This window comes from Sphingomonas sp., assembly GCF_035944535.1.
GTDB lineage: Bacteria > Pseudomonadota > Alphaproteobacteria > Sphingomonadales > Sphingomonadaceae > Sphingomonas_B.
On sequence record NZ_DASZBC010000007.1, the window covers coordinates 245,231 to 262,176 of the forward strand.

The following is a 16,946-nucleotide window of genomic DNA, read 5'->3' on the forward strand; positions in this document are numbered from 1 at the left end:
GATGATGCTGGTTGGCCTCTTGCTCGGGGCGGCCGCACCGGCCTCTGCCGGTCCGATCACAGGCATAAGGACGATCGGCATCACCGTATCCGACATCGACGACACATTGACCTTCTACGGCAAGGCGATCCCATATCCTGTCGTCAAGCGCTTTATGGTGCCGGCCCGCGCCTTTCCCGCCCGGTTGGTGAAGGCGCGGCGCGGCAGCGTCGAGATTGCTGTCGTCCGCATGCCGAACATGTTCATCCAGCTGATGGACTTCGACCCCGAGCGGCGGGAGGCGGCCGCCAAGCGGCCGGTGATCGGTCCAGGCTATACCCATATCTGCTTTCAATCCCCGGCTGCCGATCCGGCCGAGCCCAGATTTCGCCAGGCCGGCTTGGAGATGGTCTCGCGCGGCGACAAGCCGATCGACATTGGCGGCTACGGCGTCGTCTATTCCTATGGCCGCGATCCCGACGGCATCATGATCGAGAACGAAGTGCTGACGTCGCCCAAGCGGAACGACCGCGTTTGGGTTAGTCACATCGCCACCGTCACGCCAGATCGGGAAGCAATGCTCGCTTTCTATACGCGGCTCCTCGGCTTCAAGCCTTGGCGCACGACCGAGCAGGAGAACCGCAAGCCGCTCGACGAGATCGCGGACATCGACAATCTTGCGATCAAGGGCGGCTGGTTCGGGGTCGGCAATATGGAGATCGAAGTGTGGCAATATGCCCGCCCGCAGACTCCGCGCCCGTCCGGTGACCAGAGGCTGGACGCGATCGGATACAATGGAATCGGCTTTGAAGTGCCGAGTCTGAAAGCGGAGCAGGCGCGGCTGAAAGGTCTTGGCGTAAGGCTGGCGGGCAAGCCGATGCGCATCGGCGGCTGGTCCGTCCAATATGCTTATGACCCGGACGGGAACCTGTTCTCAGTGCAACAGAATGTCGGTGGCGACATTGCGGAGTCCATCGCCGCCTGGACGCACAACTACCCGCCTGTTCGGTGAGGTGAAATCTGCTATCGCCCCGGCGATGGCAAAAGGGGCATCATCGCAGCAACGCCGCCGGTTGAGCCCGGAAGCACGCCGGTCGTTGATCCTCGACCATACTGCCGACATCATCGCCCGGGAGGGCGTCGCGGCAGTCACCATTGAGCGGATCGGCAAGGAAGCCGGCATCAGCAAGTCGCTCGTCTACAACTACTTCCCGAACCTGACCGAACTCCTCCAGGAGCTGCTGAAGCGCGAGCTGCGGCGGCTGCGTCGATTGCAGGCCGAGGCGGCCGACAGCGCGGACACGTTTGAGGGCCTGGTCCGCGCCGTCACCCATGTTTATCTGAGTTATATCGCCGAGCGTGGGCTGATCATCGAACGTCTGCAGGTCGAGCCGAGCGTCTCTGACATTCACGATCCGACCGATTTCGGCCGCGAAGCGGCGGTCGATTATCTAACCGATATCGTCATCAGCCACTTCGGCCTGCCGGGCGATCTCGCTCGCGCGGCAACGGACATTTCTTTCGGCCTGCCGGCGTCTGCAGGCGCCTATCTGCACCGCCACGGCATGGACCTGCAGACGCTCGAGGACTTAACCGTCACGATGATCGTCGGCACCTTCGCACATCTGAAGAGCGAGCATTTCATCCGCCGGCAACCGCTGGGGCGTCCTTCGGCAAGCCCGTTCGCGACCGGGCGGCTACAGCGGAAAGATCGAGTGACCGCCGTCGAGGATTAGGCACTGGCCGGTCATGAACCGGCTCTCTTGCGACGCCAGGAACACGGCGATCCCTTCCATGTCCTCCAGCTGTCCGATCTGCCCGGACGCGGCGCGGCGGCGGCACGCGTCCTGAAAGGCTTTGGGCGTGTCGAGAGACATTTCGGTTTCGATGAATCCGGGCAGGATTGCGTTCGCCTGGATGTTCGCGCGGCCCAGTTCGATCGCAAGCGCGCGCACCAGGCCCATCACCGCCGCCTTGGTCGTCGAATAGCCGCTCGCGCCCGCCAGCCCGACGATCGCTGCCAATGACGAGGTGACGATCAGCTTGCCCGGCTGCTGCCGCTCCAGCCAGTGACGCGTGGCGAGCTGAAAGGTGGTGACGACGCTCTGCAGGTTGAGGTCGATGGTCTGCGACCAGTCGGATCGGCTGAGCTCGTGAAACGGCCCGCGGACCCCGGCGCCGCCGGCATTGGCGAAGCAGCTATGGACAGTGCCGAAACGTTCCAGCGTCGCGGCAAAGGCCCGCTTAGCGGCGGCATCGTCCGTGACGTCGCAGGCGAATGCGGCCGCGGTGCCGCCCATGGCTTCAAGCTGGGCAACGGCATCGGCGTTCTTCTCCGCATTCCGCCCCCAGATGGCGACTTGCGCGCCGGCCTTCACCAGCCCTTTCGCCATGGCCAGGCCGAGGCCGCCATTGCCGCCGGTCACCAGGCCGACATGGCCGTTCAGATCGAACATCGAATACTCCCGCTCAAAGTCATTTGGCCGCTTTTGCCGGCCGGTGATGCAGTTCGAGGCCAAGCGCCCATCGGCGCTGGAAGCCCCGCCAATATCCAGGCTGATCCGGGCCCGCCGTCGTTCCACCCCATTGCTGGCCGAAGGCGCTGGGCCACACTCCATCGCCCGCAACGGGTACCGGCACGTCCAGATATCCAGCCTTGGCGCTCTCGCCCTTGAGGTGAAGGTCGAGAAAGGCCGTGACGAAATGCTGGTTGATCTCGTTGATGCGGTCGTGCCGCCAGACTGGCTCGTGGAAGGCATCCACCGCCGCGAACGGCGCATCGGGGGACAGGGCCACCGGATTGCCAGCGATATTGTGCCGCGCTTCGCGGAAGACGAGCAGGTGGCGGTTCGCTCCGGTGAGGGAGTCGAACAGCCAGCGGACGCCGTTTTTGTAGTCGACGATGTCGTCCTGGTCGCCGGACACGATCAACGTCGGTGCACGGACCTTGGCGAGGGCGGCGCCCTGCCAGACGCGGTTATCGGGCGCAGCGCCCCAGGGCGCGAACAGGATCAGCGCCCTGATTTTTCTGGCCGTCGCGGCGTCCGGGACGAGCGTCGCCCGGCCGACCGCCGGCATCGGAGCGTAAACCTTGCTGTTTGTGTCATAATCGGCGCCGGCCGTGCCGAGTGCGCCATAGCCACCCATCGAATAGCCGATCAGGCCGATCCGGGCCGGATCGACACGACTGAGCGGGCTCGTCCGGTCCGATCGCATCGCGAGCAACCGTCCGAGCGCTTCGCGTTGGTCGCGGGCGCGGTCGATCAGCACCTGGCCGAACGCAATGGCAAAGGTGGCCGGGCTGTCGAAGGGCGTATCGCGGTGATCGAGCGCAGCGACAACATAGCCGCGCGACGCGAGATGCTCTCCAAGCCGGCTCAGATGCGCGCTCCACCCGCGATAGCCGTGGGAAAGAAGGACGAGCGGCACCGTTCCGTTTGCCGGGACGGCATTGTCGCGCGCGACGCCCCGCTCCACGATCTCCAGCGCGCTGCCTGCCGCGAAGCGCGCAACATGCCGGTACATGGCCGCCGGCCCTGTCCCTGCTTGCGCGGGATACCAGAGCCGAACCCCGATGATGCGCGGCTCCGCGACCGCGGTAAGGCCGACACGCGGCCCCAGCGCCAGCTCCAAAGTCCGGGTCCCGACCGGCGCTTCGCCTGCCCGGCCCAGCACCGGCGCTTCCAAGTCACGAGGCTGCGCAAAGGCGGGCGCTCCCAATGCCAGGGTGGCTGCCAGCGCCAGGACTCTCGGCCAAATCGATCTCATCTCGTGCCCCGGTTTCTGCCGGCCAAAATGGATGGCGGAGGAAAGCCTCCGCCATCCCAGTGGGAGGCCCTTGTCCTGTCAGAAGCCGACGCGGAGTGCGACGCCATAGACTCGCGGATCGAGCAGGAACGCACTGCGGAAGCTGCCGACCAGCTCTGAGTTCGCCTCGAGGAAAGTGATTGCGTCTTCGTTCAGCACGTTCTTGACGAACAGGCTGACGCTCAGATCCTTGTCGCCGCCGCGCGCTACTTGCACCGAGGCGTCGAGCTGCTTCCAGCTGTCCACACGGTCGGCGCCGAGGTTGAACTCGCGCGAATAAAAGCCGCTTTGCGAGTAGAAGTCGACACGTGGGCGGATCGACCAGTCATTGCCGAACTCATGAGTATATTCCGCCGCCAGCTTGAGCGTGCGACGCGGCGCGTTGGGCAGCTGATTGCCCCGAAGCTGGAAGCGGGCACCCCCGCGCGTCGGATCGGAAGACAGGAAGTCGCTGCGGATCTCCGCGTCCAACAGGCCGAGCGCGCTCTCGAAGCGCAGCCCAGGCACCGGCGTCGCCACTACTTCGAGTTCGAAGCCCCGCACACGCGATTTCGGGATGTTCACGTTGGTCGCGAGCGTGCCGACGATGTTACCGACGATCAGGTTGCGATAATCATAGTTGAACAGCGCCATGTTCACGCGCAGCCGGCCGTCCAGCAGTACATTCTTGTGGCCGAACTCAATCGCATCGATCGTCTCGGACTCAAAGGTCGGCACTGCCACGTTGCCCGGATTGAACCCGCCCGACTTGAAGCCGCGCGAGAAGGACAGATAGATGTTGGTATCGTCGGTCAGATCGTTGGCGGGGTTCCAGTTGATGCTGGCGCGTCCGGTCACCTTGTCGAAGGTCGCCTTGCCCCGGAACGGCGCTGGCGTGACGAAGGTCCCGCTGGCGGTGACGATCCGCTTGCGATCTTCCGAATAGCGCAGCCCGCCCAGCACCTTCAGTTCGGGCGTGATATCGAAATAGGCCTCTCCGAAGATTGCCTTGGAGACCACCTTGCCGAGCCGGGTGTCGCCGATCGCGATCGAACCGAAGGTCCGGTTCGCCGGCACATAGGTGGCGACGAAGCCGCTAGCCCGCGCGTTCAGATAATAAGCGCCAACCAGGAAATCGAACGGGCCTTCGAAGTCCGAAGCGAGGCGCAGTTCCTGGCTGAACTGTTTGGCCGAGCCCCGGCCCTCCTGCGCCGTGCGGTAATCCGTGGTGGTAACGGTTTTTCCGTCACCGAGCAGATAGGTGAGCACGCCATTGCCGCGTCCGTCATTCGCGAGCGTCACCGGTCCCAGGGGCGTATTGAACGTGCCGGGATTGAAGGCGTTGGGGCGCGACCCCTGGTCGAAATCCCGCACTGAGCTGTTGTCGCCGTCGCGCAGGCCGGTCACCGAAGTGAGGGTGAGCGCGCCGATTTCCTGATTGATCTCCAGCGTGCCGAGAAAGTCTTCAGCCTTCTGCACCGGATCGACGTCGATGCTGACCTCGCGCAGGTTGCGGGGATTGGTGGTGAAGGTGCCGGGCCGCACGGCGCCGGGCAGGAAAGCCGCATCGATGCGGAAGTTGGTGGTTGGGAAGGCGGTCGAGACCGAGTCGGGCCCGCAGCCGAACGCAGCGTTGGGCGTGCAGAGCGACTTGGCCGCGTTCTGCCGATCGCTATTCTCAGAGAAGTAGGTGAGGGTCAGATCGACCGTTGTCGTGTCGGTCGGTTCGATCCGAGTCGTCGAGCGCAGCGTGTACTGATCGCGACCGTCGATGCGAGAGCCGTCGAAAAGATTGCGGGTATAGCCGTCGCGCTTGATGAAGTTCGCCGCAAAGCGTTGGGAAATGCCGTTTGCGATCGGGATGTTGATTGCACCGGACAGCCTGACACCGCGATAATTTTCAAGCTGCGCGTCGACAAAGCCTTCGAACTCTTCAGTCGGGCGCTTGGTGATGAAGTGGATGACGCCGCCCGTCGTGTTGCGGCCGAACAGCGTCCCCTGTGGCCCGCGCAGCACCTCGATCCGCTCAAGATCGAAGAACTCACCAAAGGAGCTCCCTGACTGCAGGAAGACGCCGTTTACCAGCACGCCGATATTGGTGTCGCCGGTCCCGCCGAACGAGGCCGAGCCGACGCCACGAATGGTGATGTTGCGATTGGCCGACAGGGTGACGTTCGGCGCATTGAACTGCAGGTCCTTAGAGTCCTCGATCCGCGCGGCGGCAAGGTCGGCGCTGGTCAGGGCAGTGATCGCAATCGGCACGTCCTGAACGTTCTCGGCGCGCTTTTGAGCGGTGACGATGATCTCGCCCACCGTATCGCGTGCCTCCGCCTGCGCTTCCTGCGCCTGACCGGGCGTGCTCATGCCCGCGATGATCGCAGACGCGGCTGCCGATGCAGTCCACCAACGACAAACTCGATTGATCACGGAACCCTCTCCCCTTGTTCTTTCCTCCTCATACCGCGTTGTTGGACAAGTCGTCAATATAACATACGTGCACCATCTCTTTCGGTCTTAGCGGCGCCACTTTCCTCAGCCAAGAAAGCTTGTTGTTGTAAAGGACGTCATCAGACCCAACGGTGGCTGCGATCATCCACCTTCCCGGTGGCAGGTCGCGACAGGCCGGTGTGGACGCAGACCGCGGCGTCGTTCCCGCATTGGAATCTGCAATGTCGATCCTTGAGCATCTCGGCTCTACGTCGAAGCCCAGCGAGCCTTCTGGAAAGAGTCGGATGAATGATCCGGTGCCAGCACTCGGCTCGATTATCAGGAACTCACGTGGATCGAACTGCTCTTGGAATGACTCGAAGTGGCTGCCGCACTTTCTGCGTCATGAAGTGGAGCGCGGCATCGCCTATCGCCTGCAGGAGAGGGCGTGGGGTGGGCTGCCGATCGATCTTTGTCGCGAGCTTGACGGCCGTGCGACTATCTCCGTTCCGGGTCAGAAGCCAGAGAAGACAGGCCCGAGACTTCGGCTGAAGCCCGGCAATCGGCTCGTCCGCCGCTGGCGTGGGACGACCTACTCGGTGCTGGTCACGGAAGGCGGCTTTCTGTTCGAAAGCCGGAGCTACTCGTCGCTGAGCACCATAGCGACCGAGATCACCGGCACACGCTGGTCGGGCCCGCGCTTCTTCGGCCTCACGGAGAGGGCAGCATGACCAAGCTTGTCCGCTGCGCCATATACACCCGCAAGTCGACCGAGGAGGGTCTCGAGCAGGAGTTCAACAGCCTGGACGCGCAGCGCGAGGCCTGCGCTGCCTATATCCTCAGCCAGAAGCACGAGGGCTGGAGCCTCATCCTCGAGCAGTTCGACGATGGTGGTTTCTCCGGCGGCAACTTGGATCGGCCCGGGCTTCCCGCGCTGCTGGATCAGGTCAGAGCCGGCAAGGTCGCTGTGATTGTCGTTTACAAGGTAGACCGCCTGACCCGCAGCCTGTCGGACTTCGCCAAGATCGTCGATGTGCTGGACGCGGCCGGAGCATCCTTCGTGAGCGTCACACAATCGTTCAACACCACGACCAGCATGGGGCGCCTGACACTCAACGTGCTGCTCTCCTTCGCCCAGTTCGAGCGCGAAGTGACCGGCGAGCGCCTCCGCGACAAGATTGCCGCAGCCAAGAAGAAGGGCATGTGGATGGGTGGCAATCCGCCGCTCGGCTACGATGTCGCGGACCGAAAGTTGATCATCAACTTCGCCGAGGCTGACACCGTTCGCCACATCTTCAGCAGCTATCTCGAAGCTGGCTTAGTGCGGTCACTGCTGGAGCGCCTGCATGAGGAGGGCGTTACCACCAAGTCGCGGGCTGGCCGAGCCGGCATCCCGTTCGGCCGCGGCAGCCTTCGACACCTTCTTCAAAACCCGCTCTATCTGGGTGAGGTGCACTTCAAAGGTGGCGTTTACCAGGGACAGCATGAAGCAATCATCGACCGAGTGCTCTGGGACGCCGTTCAGGCCAAGTTTGCGGCCGCGGCAGTCGATCGGGGTGAAGGTCGCCGGGCAACGGAGCCGAGCCTCCTGAGCGGATTATTGTGGGATGCGAATGGGGGGCGGATGACGCCGAGCCATGCCGTAAAGAACGGTCAGCGGTACCGCTACTATGTGACGCTGGCAGATCATCAGGTGAACCATGCAGCTTTCCGCTTCTCCGCTCCGCTGCTGGAGCAGGCAGTCACCAGCCGGATCGCTGAATGGCTTAGCTCTGCTCAACCAGTCGATCGCGCCGATGCAGACCTGGTGGCAGCCCGCCTCGCGCAGAGCCGCGCCGATATCGCGATGCTGCGGGAGCCGACTCCCGCCGATCAACAGGCAACCATCCGGCGGTATGTTGAACGTGTCCAGCTTGGGCCAGGACGACTCTCTATCCAGACCCGCGTTGTGGAGGGACTGCGTCCGACCCTGCTAATGGCAACTCTGGGCCGCATCCGATGCGGAAACGGCACGCGGATCGTTGTTCGTGCCGAGCCAAGTTCGAGCGGGGGCGTTGACGAACAGCTTGTGCAGATCCTGGCTAACGCAAGGGCAGCCCAGAAGCTGTCGCAAGCGCATCCATCCAGGACCCTCGCGCAGCTCCCCAAGCTCGCCGGCGTCTCCGAGCAGCGGGTGAAGCAGCTTCTGCGACTGAGCTTCTTGGCCCCCTCGATCGTTGCTAACATTGTCTCCGGCGAGACTCCCGAGGTCATAGCCGGAACGAGCCTTCGCCACCTCAGCGACATCGCGCTCGACTGGGCTGAGCAGCGCCGAGCCTTCTGCTCGCCTGCCGCCTCGATCTAGCCCGCATCTAAACCGATTTCGCGAATTGCCGCTCGGGAGAACCGAGCCCGCTCTGAGCGGACTTGTCGATGTCGAAGCCGTCTCTGCGGATTAGCTGGCCTTCTAGCGCCCGAGTATGTGACGGAACTATCGCGAATTATCCGCCTGCAGGCGCCTCGCCGCCGGAGACACTCCGATCGGGGGACTGCGTGGAGCGGGTAGCGGGAATCGAACCCGCGCGTTCAGCATGGGAAGCTGACAGGCTACCATTACATCATACCCGCATGGCGCGCCGGCACACTTAGCTGCGGCCTCGAGCACGGGCAAGGTGGCGCGGCCAATCGAAGGCGGCAACAAACTGTGATTCGATGCCCGATATCCACGTAATCCACAGGCGCCTGTGGGTTGCCGCGACTCGGATCTCATGAGAGCTTCTCTTTGTGGTTCGGAGCGACCGGCCGGAAACGGCAAGCGAGCTTTGGAACACCGCCCGAACCGCCAAGCTCTTTCGAGAGCGGGCAGGGAAAGGCGGGGCGAGCGAGGACGATGAGATCGGCAAGAGGCGCAAGCCTCACGCGGTTCGCACTGTCCGGACCGTCCAGCGAAACCTGAGCCTTTGGGCGAGGGGATAGCGAAAGGAGCGGCCGAGCGAGCAGCAATGCTTTGACAGCCAATCCGACCAGGGGATCACCGGTGCAGCGATGCACTTGCGAGACCCGAGAGGGAGCACCTGACCGAGAGGCAAAGGACTTCCGATCCGCCCAGCCCTGCGGCCACCCTTCGGGGCAGCGCAGCGGGCCGGGAAAGTGGGGGCTGATGGCAACATCAGCCCCCATTATCATCTGGGCGCCTGTCTCCGTTCATCGGTGTCGTTACCTCTGGCGATGGCTTTGGAACCATGTTCGGGAAATGTCCTCAGCCAGCAGGAGGCGGCCCAATGAAAGCATCCCCGCATCATGGCCGTGCCGCGATCCTCGCAGCTTCGATCGCCCTCGTCTCGGCCGCTCATTCATCGGCGGCCTATGCCTTGGCACCAGCCGCTGGCAGCGCGCCGGCGGAGCAAAGCGAAAGCGACGCCTATAGCCGGTACGAACTGCTGGAGCCCGGTTCGGGCAAGTTCCGCATTCTTTACGAGGTCTCTGCCACGACGCCCGGCGCGCGCTTCTACTTCAACCCGATCCGCAAGGGCAGCATCGCCACCGACGAGCGGGTCATAGATCGCGCGACGGGTAAGGCGCTGCCTTTCGAGATCGTCAGCGGCGCAGTCGCGCGCGCTGGTGGCGTGCGCGGCGCGGATGCCGATGGGCAATATATCCGCGTGACGCTGGCCCGGCCTGTCCCGGCGGGTGGAGAGGCGCGCATTCTCATCGACAAGACCTATGCCGACCCGAAAAGCTATATCGCCGATCGCGACACCATCACCTTCGACCGGTCGCTCGGCGTCAAGCGCAACGCGGTCGTCTTGCCACCCGGCTATGAGCCGGTTGCCGTGAACTATCCCGTGCAGGCGCTGCAAGAGCGTGACGGCCGCATCAAGCTGAGCTTTTGGAACGTCGGCCCGGCGGCGGTGCCGCTTGTCGTCAAGGCGAAACGGGCGAAGGCGCCGGCCGCTCCACCGGCCAGCCTTGCCGATCGCCTTCAGGAGCGGGCCAGCCAATCTCGCGAGATCGTCTATTACCTGGGCGAGCCGGAAACGCACAGCTTCGACCTGACCCACGACTATACCGAGACCCGACCGGGGGTGAGCGTCTACACGAACATCGTGCGCGCGGGCAGCCGCGTGACCAATCCGTCCGCCCTCGACCTCGACACGGGCGAAAGACTGAGCGCCGAAACGCTGAAGGGCGCCGCCATCGCAAAGGCGGGTGGCGATGCGCCCGATGCCACGGCCGATACCGAGGCCGTGCTGTTCCGTTTCAAGCCGCCGGGAGCCGGTGAAACTCGCCGGATCCGCATATCGGAGACCTATACCGATCCCGAGCGCTACAGGCGCGAGGGCGACACGCTGGTCTGGGACCGATCGTTCGGGCGCCCGGTCAATGCTGTGGTTCTTCCCAAGGGGTGGACGCTTTCGAACAGCTCGTCGCCGGCCACGATCACTACTCTCGACGATGGCCGCGTGCGGTTGGACTTCATCAATCCGCGGGCCGACGAGCTGTCGGTCCTGATCACGGCCCATCGACGCAAATAGCCGGGCGGGGCCGCCCCACCGCAAACCACTTCTTAGGCTGTTCCGCCTATGCGCGAGGGGTGCGCTTTGCTTACACATCTTTGGACGGGTGGCGTGGACAAGCGGCGCTGGCCCTGCTGGCGTTCGCTGCCGGTTGCCTGGTCTGGCTTTCGGGGGTTGGCGCGGCGATGGATCGGGCGCTCGATCCGGTGCGCTTCTCGACCTGGTCGCAGGAGCCCTCGGGGCAACTGGTCATCGTCGAACTCGACGCCGCGAGCGCCGCCGCGATCAAGCGCTGGCCCTGGCCGCGCGACCATTATGCCGCGGCCGTCGACCGGCTCCGGGAGGCCGGCGTTTCATCGATCGTGTTCGACGTCGATTTTTCCTCACCCTCGACGGCGGACGGCGATGCCGCCTTTGCGGCCGCGCTCGCCCGTAGCGGCGGCCTGGTCGCCCTGCCGACCTTCGCCCAGCAGGCAAATGCGCGCGACCGGCGGAGCATCGACAATCTGCCGCTGCCGGCATTCCGTGACCATGTCGCCATGGCTTCGGTCAGCATCGCGCCCGATCCGGACGGCACGGTGCGCTCGGCGCCGCTCGCGACGATCACCAGCGGTATGCCGAGACCTTCCTTGTCCGCCTATATAGCGGGGCGTTCGGGCTCCGCCGATCGCGCCTTCCCGATCAACTACAGCATCGACGCGAGCCGTATTCCGCGGCTGAGCTTCGTCGATGTGCGCGACGGCCGCTTCGACCCGGCGGCGGTCCGCGGGCGGCAGGTGCTGATCGGCGCCACCGCAATCGAGATGGGCGACCGCTACGCTACCCCGCGCTTCGGCGTCCTGCCCGGGGTTGTCATCCAGGCGCTCGCGGCCGAGACGCTCTTCGCCGGCATGCCGGTGGCGCTCGGGCAGCCGGCCGCGCTCCTGATCGCACTGATCCTGGCGCTACCGGTGCTCCGGTCCCGCTCGCCCCGAAGCTGCGCGATTGCCTCGGTGCTGATGCCCGCAACCCTAGTGGCAAGCGCGATCGTTCTTCAGTCGGTCTGGCAGATCATGCTCCCGATCGGCGCGGGGCTGGTGCTGCTGGCCACGGCGGCGCTGGCCCGTCTTGGATTAAGCGTCGGGGAGAGCTTCGAGACACAGCGCCTGACCGACCAGCATACCGGCCTCCCGAATCGCGCCGCGATGACGATCGACCAGAAGCAGCGGGCGCCGGCGACTTTGGCGGTGCTTCAGATCACGAACTTCGAAAGCCTGCTCACCGTGCTCGGGGCGGAAGCCGAAGGCGATCTGGTGCTGCGCCTCGCCGAACGCGCGCGCTTTTTCGCGGAGAGCGGACGCGTCTATCGCGTCGCGGACCGTCTCCTGGCCTTTGGGCTCAGCGATGCCCCGGAGGGGGCGGAAGCGCTCGGCGGCATGCGCGCCATGATGATTCAGCCGGTCGAAGTGAGGGGACGACGCGTCGATGCGTCGGTCTCGCTCGGCATTGTCGGTACGGACGGGGGCGCGGGTCTCGCCCAGGCGGCGCTCGCGGCCGAGGAGGCGGCGGCGGCGGGGACTTTCTGGCGCCGCTTCGCGAGCGACGAGGCGCAGCTGACCGACCAGGTCTCGCTGATGGGCGAGCTCGACCGCGCCATTCTCGATCGCCGGATCCGCGTCTTCTACCAGCCCAAAATGTCGGTCGGGACCAACCGCATCATCAGCTGCGAGGCGCTGGTGCGGTGGGAGCATGAACAGCGGGGCATGATCAGCCCGGATCTGTTCATCGGGCTGGCCGAGCAGACCGACCGCATCGCGCCGCTGACGCTCCATGTCGTCGAGCAGGTGTTGGAAGATCTCGCGCAATGGCACCGGCGCGGCAACCGCATCTCCGCTGCCATCAATATTTCGGCCAAATTGCTCGGCTCCGACAGCTTCAACGACGAGCTCTGCCGGCTGCTCGCGCGCGGTACGGGGCCTGTCACGTCGCTGGTGTTCGAGGTGACGGAGTCGGCGGCGCTGGCTGACTCGGACGAAGCGGCCGCCATCTTGGAAGGCTATCGGCAGCTCGGCATCACCATCTCGATCGACGATTACGGGACTGGGCAATCGACCTTGTCCTACCTTCGCCAGTTGCCGGTGTCGGAGCTGAAGATCGACCGCAGCTTCGTGCAGAATGCGCATATCAACACGAACGATGCGGTCCTGGTCCGCTCGACCGTGCAAATGGCGCACGAGCTGGGGCTGAAGGTGGTCGCCGAGGGGGTGGAGACGGAGGAGTGCCTTGCCTTCCTCCGCGAGATCGGCTGCGACATCGCGCAGGGCTATCTGATCAGCCGGCCGGTGCCCGCCGAGGCATTCGAAATGCTGCTGACGACCGACGCCCGCCGCGCCGCTTGAAGGCTGGCTAGAGAACCCGCGACAGGCGCAGCGAGATGCGGGGGCGCTTGTCGCCGGTGTCGAACCGGTCCTTGTCGAGCGGGAAAGCGAGTTCCGCCATCGCCTCGAACCTGCCCAGGCCCAGCCGTGTGCCGAAGCCGGCGGAGGCAAGCGTGCCTCCGGTCTTTTCCGGGCCGCGATTGGTGACCTTGCCGCCATCGGCGAAGACATAGAGGTGCGAACGCTCGATGAGCCTGTCGGCGATCTTGCCGGTGTCGAAGCGCAGTTCGGCCGAGCCGAGCAGGCCCTCGTCGCCGGTCCGTTCCGCGAAATCATAGCCGCGGCCGAAGGCAGGGCCGCCGGCGCCGATCTCGGCGGTGGCGAGCAAGGCACGCGAGGCGACTTGACCTGAGGCGGACAGCAACAGGGTGGTGCGCGGAAATAGCGAGCGGATCCAGTCCGCGGTGAAGCCGAGCGCCACGAAGCGCGCGTCGCCATCGACGCGGGAGCGGAGCGGCTCTCCGAGGCGGGACACGCGGTCCAGCGGCAAGCCTATGGTGAAGGCGAACTGCCCGCGAGCCGTGCCTCCCGCCACTTTGCCGATGCCGTCCAGCGTGGCGGTGAGCGTGTCCAGCCGGTCGCGCCGGAAGGTTCCCCCCTTGGCCCGCTGATCGGTTTCGATATGGCGCAGCTCCAGCGCGCCAACGACGCTTGCCGAGCGCGTGCGGGCAATCGGTTGACTGACCAGGATTGCAGCGTCGACGGATTCACCGACGATCCTGAGCGGCTTGAGCAGAGCGCCGGGCCGGGACCTGCCATAGGAACCCGCGACCGAGATGGCCCCGCCATCGGGACCGAACGGCATCTGATAGCGGCCGCGCAGAAAGACGAACTCGGACAACTGGGGTGCGGTGTTGGAGAGCAGGACCGCCAGTTCGTCGCCGTCCTGCAGGATCTGGCGCGCCGACCCCAGCAGCGTCGAACGGATCGGGCCCACTTCCTCGCTGCCACGATTGTCGAGCTGGGCATAGCCGCTCGCCCGGTCCCGCGCGATGGTGACCAGCATAATGCTGAAACCCTGTTCGCGGGTCAGCCGGCTTTCCGTGACCGTCACGCCCGGCAGGTCGCCGACCAGCGACAGCGCGCGCTCCAGATCGGTTCTCCGGACCGGACGGCCGGTGACCAGAGTGCGGCTGAGCAGGCGATCGGCGCGGATGCTGGTCGCGCCCACGACGCGCACCGCATCGATGCGGCCTTCGTCAACCTGCACGCGGAGAACGCCGCCGGCCATATCTTGAGGTTCGATGCTGGCAGTCGCAAAAGGGTAGCCGGCGCGGCGCGCCTCTGCCGCCACGTCGGAGACGAGGCTGGCCAGTTCCGTCCTGTCGAGTTCCCGCCCCACATAGCGGAGAATGACGTCCGCAAAGCGATCGGCGGGCAGTTCCGATCCGGTGACGAGAATCGCCTGGGGCGTGACCTTAAGCGCGGGCAGGGCGACCGCCGCGGACGGCGCGGCGATGAGAGGGGCTGCGCGCCGCGCTGGCTCCTGCACTCCGCGCGTCGGCAGCGCCTGTTCGGTGATGGTCGGGTCGGCACGATCGAGAATCACCTGTGCTGCCGCTTGGTGCGACAGCAGCAGGCTGACGAGGGCAGCCGTGATAAACAGATCGGATCGCTTCATCGACGCGCCTTTGACCATCGCCACCCGATAAAGAGCTAACACTGTGAAAAGCTTAACGCTGCAACAGCCCTAACGGCTGGTTAAGCGCATCCGGGAAGACCCCGGTAACCTGCGCCCGAGCATGACAGGTCGGAGGACCCGGCCTGCGCCGGGGGGAGGACGCGATGCGTAACTTGATGATGGCGGCTCTGGCCGTAACCTGCTCCAACGCGGCGATCGCCGCGGGCACGCCGGAATGGACGGTCAGCGAGTCTTCGGGCCCCGTGCAGATTTCGCACAACGGTCTGGTGAAGGTCGCGACGCGCGGCGTGGCGGTGAAGGCCGGCGGCGTCGTCACCACCGGGCGCGGCGGCCGCGCCGTGCTGGTGCGCGGTACCGAATATATGATGGTCGCGCCGTCGTCGCAGCTCCGGCTTCCCGGCGAGGAGAGCGGCAAGGGCATCACTCGCGTGTTCGAGGACTTCGGTAACGTCGTCTTTATGATCAAGAAAAAGATCACGCCGCATTTCGAAGTGAAGACGCCGTATCTGGCCGCGGTGGTGAAGGGCACCACCTTCTCGGTCGGCGTCGGCCCCAAGGGCGCCTCGGTGCAGGTGCTGGAAGGCGCGGTCGACGTGTCGACGCTGGATGGCGGTGCGCGCGACCTGTTGCGGCCGGGCACGGTGGCGCTGGTCGGCGCCGACAATCTGCGGCGGATGCAGGTCGATGACGGCCAGACCAAGCGCGTGATCGACAGCACCGGCTCTGGCAGCGCCCCCGCCCCGGCTCCGGCGGAGCAGCCGGCGGTGATCGTCGCCTCCGCTCCGCAGGAGCAGCCGGCAGCCACCGTTATCACGCAAGCCGTGGTCGAGCAGCCGGTGTCGCTCGAGGACACGACCGGCGGGCTGGTGAAAGGCGTGGTCGGCGGCGCTCCGGCCGAGCTAGAAGCCTTGACCAGCGCCTCCCAGGTGACGGCGGAGGCGAGCAAATCCACCGTGGAAGCGGTTCAACTGGCGAGCCTCGTCGTCTCGACCGGCGAGACTTTGGTCCAGGCCAATGCCACGGCGGAGAAGCAGACCGGCGAGGCCGAAGCTGCTGCGGCTGCGAAGGCCAAGGCCGATCAGGCTGCGGAAACAGCCAAGGCTGCGGCCGAGGTGACCGCTGCGGAGGCGGCAAAGGCTTCCGCTGAGCAGGCCGAGCGCAATGCCGTAAAGGCTGCTGCCGATGCGGCGGCCGACAAGGCTGCGAAGGAAGCGGAAGCGGCCGCCGAGCAGGCCCGCGCGGCCGAAGCGGAGCGCAACGCCAAGCTGGCGCAGCAAGCCAAGGCCGAAGCCGAGGCGAGTAAAGCGGCCAAGGCCGCCGAAGAGGCGAAGCGCGCGGCCGAGGACAAGGCTGCTCGCCAGGCTGCCGAGCTTGCGGCCCAAAAGGCGGCGGACAAGGCAGCGGCGGCTGAAGCTGCAGCCGCGGCGGCTGTTGCAGCCGAAGCGGCGCGTGCGGAGCGGGAGGCTGCAAAGGCTGTCGCCGAGGCCGCTGCCGACAAGGCCGCCAAGGACGCGGCCAAGGCTGCGGAGGAGGCGGCGAAGGCGGGTTCCGACGCCGCCGCACAGGCCGCTGCCGAAAAGGCCGCACGCGACGCTGCCAAGGCTGCCGAGGACGCGCAGAAGGCGGCGGAACAGGCGGCCCAGGCTGCTGCCGACACGGTCGCTCGTGACGCCGACAGGGAAGCTGCAAGGCTCGCCGCCGAGGCTGCCAAGGCGGCCGAAGAGGCTGCTCGGGAAGCCGCTCGCCGCGCGGAGGAAGACGCTGCGAAACTCGTGGCCAAGGCAGTGAAGGACGCGGAGGCAGCTGCCGAAAAGGCTGCCAGGGCCGCTGAAGAGGCGGCGCAGGCCGAGCTGGACAAGGCCGCGCGCGAAGCCGCGAAGCTTGCAGAAGCGCAGCGGGCCGAAGCGGCGGCGCTGGCTGCGGCAAAGGCTGCCGAGGAGGCGCTGAAGGCCTCCCAGGAACAAGCCGCGAAGGAAGCCGACCGCCTGACGCGGGAGGCCGAACAGGCTGCAGCCCAGGCCGCGGCCGATGCAGCCAAAGCTCAGGAAGAGGCGGCCAAGGCGGCGCAAAAAGCGGCCGAGGACGCGTTGAAGGCCGCAGAGAAGGCTGCCGAAGACGCGGCCAAGCAGGCCTCGGGCTCGGCTCAGGAGACGATCAAGAAACTTGGCATCACTCCGGCCAAGATGTGAGGCGACCGCC

At 65.6% G+C, this 16,946-nt stretch carries 11 protein-coding genes and 1 tRNA gene; 7 read left to right on the forward strand and 5 right to left on the reverse strand.

Annotated features, from left to right (window positions below):
* The first annotated feature begins 1 nt into the window (after position 1).
* Both VGT77_RS08130 and VGT77_RS08135 read left to right on the forward strand, forming a co-directional pair.
* The gene (locus tag VGT77_RS08130) at positions 2-991 is read left to right on the forward strand and encodes a VOC family protein (protein ID WP_327461581.1); all 990 of its coding nucleotides are present in this window, start codon (positions 2-4) and stop codon (positions 989-991) included.
* A 25-nt stretch (positions 992-1,016) separates the two neighbouring features.
* The gene (locus tag VGT77_RS08135; protein WP_327461353.1) at positions 1,017-1,715 is read left to right on the forward strand and encodes a TetR/AcrR family transcriptional regulator; all 699 of its coding nucleotides are present in this window, start codon (positions 1,017-1,019) and stop codon (positions 1,713-1,715) included.
* On the opposite strand, the gene VGT77_RS08140 is transcribed toward VGT77_RS08135, so the two are convergent.
* The 3 genes from VGT77_RS08140 to VGT77_RS08150 form a co-directional block, all read right to left on the reverse strand.
* Positions 1,677-2,435, reverse strand: a complete 759-nt coding sequence (locus tag VGT77_RS08140) for an SDR family NAD(P)-dependent oxidoreductase (protein WP_327461355.1) — start codon at positions 2,433-2,435, stop codon at positions 1,677-1,679. The two genes, VGT77_RS08135 and VGT77_RS08140, sit on opposite strands and share 39 nt — an antisense overlap.
* 19 nt (positions 2,436-2,454) lie before the next feature.
* Entirely contained in the window at positions 2,455-3,747 is a 1,293-nt protein-coding gene (locus VGT77_RS08145) for an alpha/beta hydrolase family protein (protein ID WP_327461357.1), read from the reverse strand.
* 78 nt (positions 3,748-3,825) lie between these two features.
* Positions 3,826-6,129 carry a TonB-dependent receptor gene (locus VGT77_RS08150; RefSeq protein WP_327461359.1) on the reverse strand — a complete coding sequence of 768 codons (2,304 nt, stop codon included), beginning with the start codon at positions 6,127-6,129 and terminating at the stop codon, positions 3,826-3,828.
* Between the two features lie 368 nt (positions 6,130-6,497).
* Between VGT77_RS08150 and VGT77_RS08155 the strand changes: the two genes are divergently transcribed.
* Both VGT77_RS08155 and VGT77_RS08160 read left to right on the forward strand, forming a co-directional pair.
* Entirely contained in the window at positions 6,498-6,923 is a 426-nt protein-coding gene (locus VGT77_RS08155) for a DUF2924 domain-containing protein (RefSeq protein WP_327461361.1), read from the forward strand.
* Positions 6,920-8,536: a recombinase family protein gene (locus VGT77_RS08160; protein ID WP_327461363.1), complete on the forward strand. Its 1,617-nt coding sequence runs from the start codon at positions 6,920-6,922 to the stop codon at positions 8,534-8,536. The genes VGT77_RS08155 and VGT77_RS08160 overlap by 4 nt, the downstream gene beginning before the upstream one ends.
* A 189-nt stretch (positions 8,537-8,725) precedes the next feature.
* Here VGT77_RS08160 and VGT77_RS08165 read toward each other — a convergent pair.
* Positions 8,726-8,799: transfer RNA gene (locus tag VGT77_RS08165), tRNA-Gly, on the reverse strand.
* A 653-nt stretch (positions 8,800-9,452) separates the two neighbouring features.
* Here VGT77_RS08165 and VGT77_RS08170 point away from each other — a divergent pair.
* Positions 9,453-10,706 (forward strand): hypothetical protein, encoded by a 1,254-nt coding sequence (locus VGT77_RS08170; protein ID WP_327461365.1) that lies wholly within the window; start codon positions 9,453-9,455, stop codon positions 10,704-10,706.
* An 80-nt stretch (positions 10,707-10,786) separates the two neighbouring features.
* Entirely contained in the window at positions 10,787-13,066 is a 2,280-nt protein-coding gene (locus VGT77_RS08175) for a putative bifunctional diguanylate cyclase/phosphodiesterase (protein ID WP_327461367.1), read from the forward strand.
* A 7-nt stretch (positions 13,067-13,073) separates the two neighbouring features.
* On the opposite strand, the gene VGT77_RS08180 is transcribed toward VGT77_RS08175, so the two are convergent.
* Positions 13,074-14,726: a ShlB/FhaC/HecB family hemolysin secretion/activation protein gene (locus VGT77_RS08180; RefSeq protein WP_327461369.1), complete on the reverse strand. Its 1,653-nt coding sequence runs from the start codon at positions 14,724-14,726 to the stop codon at positions 13,074-13,076.
* 164 nt (positions 14,727-14,890) lie between these two features.
* Here VGT77_RS08180 and VGT77_RS08185 point away from each other — a divergent pair, with 164 nt between their 5' ends.
* Complete coding sequence (locus VGT77_RS08185; protein ID WP_327461371.1) at positions 14,891-16,936, forward strand: FecR family protein; 2,046 nt, start codon at positions 14,891-14,893, stop codon at positions 16,934-16,936.
* Positions 16,937-16,946 lie beyond the last annotated feature (10 nt).